The 1,494-nt window shown below is 62.0% G+C and carries 1 protein-coding gene and 1 tRNA gene; one reads left to right on the plus strand and one right to left on the minus strand.

Translation table 11 applies throughout. The features are described from left to right. The coding region (locus FV226_RS27495) for a site-specific integrase (RefSeq protein WP_147765402.1) at positions 1 to 946 on the plus strand (946 nt) is incomplete at its 5' end. Between the two features lie 56 nt (positions 947 to 1,002). Here FV226_RS27495 and FV226_RS27500 read toward each other — a convergent pair. Continuing rightward, positions 1,003 to 1,078, minus strand: a tRNA-Ile gene (locus tag FV226_RS27500). Positions 1,079 to 1,494: the final 416 nt, after the last annotated feature.

A 1,494-nucleotide genomic window follows, 5' to 3' on the forward strand; every position in this document is an offset into this window, starting at 1 on the left:
CTCCCAAGTCCCGGTAGCAGACGTTCTTTCCGTCTACCTGGATGAAGTTGTGCCGAAGCAGGCGCGGCCTGCGAAGGTCGCTTCACGAATCGGCCGGCTGCTAGATTGGTGGGGTACCAAAAGTTTGTCAGACGTCAGTCCCGGCACCTGTCGAGACTACACGGCGAAAGGAAAGCGCGGCGGATCACGGCGCGATCTTGAAGATCTTCGTGCAGCCATCAACCACCATGCCAAGCGCGGATTGCACAAGGGCTACGTGGAAGTGGAACTGCCCGCCAAGGGACACGCTCGTGCGGAATGGCTAACGCGAGATGAAGTCGCCCGGCTCGTTTGGGCGTGCTGGCGTCACGGCCGCGCTGTTCGACTCCCGAGGGGACGTTCTTCAGGGGCGGTCATTGAATCCGGATGGCACGACCTACGCCATATCGCCCGATTTATTTTGCTGGGTGTCTACACTGGGTCAAGATCCGGGACCATTTTTACGGCTTCTATTTTCGCAGGGCCGAACCGTAGCTTTCTTGATCTCGATAATGGCATTTTTTATCGGCTTGCTGAAGGTGCAACAGCGACGAACAAGCGTCAGCCTCCGGCGCCGATCCCGCCGAGGCTCCTAGCTCACCTACGGCGATGGCGTGACAAGGGTGTCATCGCGCAGCACGCTGTAGAGTGGCAAGGCCTGCCGGTGCAATCGATTAAGGTGGGATGGAAACGCGCCGTGGAGCTCTCGGGCATCGAAAAAAAAATCGTCCCTCACACTCTACGCCATACGGCCGCGACGTGGCTCATGCAGCAAGGAGTCGGGCTCTGGGAGGCTTCAGGCTACCTTGGGATGTCTGAGCAGGTCCTGAAGGACACCTACGGGCATCACCACCCAGATTTTCTGCGCAATGCCGCGATCCGCATTGGCCAGAACCGGAACGCGAAGAGAACACATTCATTGCCGTAACCGTTGCCGCTTCACCGAAGGCTTATCACCCCTAAGGGCTAAGTCGTTGAAAACATTGGTGGGCCCGGCAGGACTCGAACCTGCAACCAGACCGTTATGAGCGGTCGGCTCTAACCATTGAGCTACAGGCCCAAGCCGTTGATACGACGTGTACTTCGGCTGAACGATTCATCCGTCGAGCCCGTCGGCGACGCCGATGGTGCGTACCGCGAACGGAGCGCGACAGCAAGGGATGTCGTGCGCTTCGCCGGCCGCGGCCGCCCTTCGCTCGCGCGCCCGCTCCCATTCGGCCGGACGCGACCGACCCGCCTGTCCGCCACGGCATCGAGAGCCACGGCGGATCGAGGCGAGCCCTCAGGCACAGGATTAGGGCCGACCCACCGTTGCAGGCCGCGTTCCCATTTCGGGGGCACGCCCACGGTTCGGCCCCGCCCCGATCTGCTCACGGGGCGGGGGAACCCCGGATCTCACCAGCGTGAGCCGATACGCGACGCGACTCGTGCGAAGGATGGCGCGGGGCGGTTAAGGCGGCCTCCACGGGGCGGGGC

This window comes from Methylobacterium sp. WL12 (genome assembly GCF_008039475.1).
Taxonomy (GTDB): domain Bacteria; phylum Pseudomonadota; class Alphaproteobacteria; order Rhizobiales; family Beijerinckiaceae; genus Methylobacterium; species Methylobacterium cerastii.